Origin of the sequence: Paraburkholderia sp. SIMBA_027 (assembly GCF_046535315.1) — a bacterium.
Taxonomy (GTDB): Bacteria; Pseudomonadota; Gammaproteobacteria; order Burkholderiales; family Burkholderiaceae; genus Paraburkholderia; species Paraburkholderia tropica.
Genome location: NZ_JAWRWY010000297.1, coordinates 1 through 307, shown reverse-complemented (window position 1 = coordinate 307; position 307 = coordinate 1). Strand labels below are relative to the sequence as shown.

The following is a 307-nucleotide window of genomic DNA, read 5'->3' as shown; positions in this document are numbered from 1 at the left end:
ACCAGGTTGATGCCGAACAGCGACAGATGCAGCGCATTCGACTCCGGAATCACAAAATAGGCAAACGGCAGATAGAGCGCCACCAGGACCAGCACCGGGGCGATGCCGACCTCTACGGTCTGGCCTAGCCATTTTGTTGCAAATGCCGACAAGGTCAATCTCCTGCTGGTACGCGGATCGGAAAACGTGTTCATACGCGGGTCTTCAATGCAAAGAGTCCTTGCGGGCGCTTCTGGATAATCAGCACGATCAGCAGAAGCACGGCCACCTTGGCGGCAACTGCTCCGTAGAACGGTTCGATAAACTG

General features: G+C 55.7%; 1 pseudogene. It reads right to left on the bottom strand.

The window, feature by feature from the left end:
* Positions 1-194, bottom strand: a pseudogene (locus SB764_RS39160) (urea ABC transporter permease subunit UrtC); the annotation flags it as partial.
* Between the last annotated feature and the right edge of the window lie 113 nt (positions 195-307).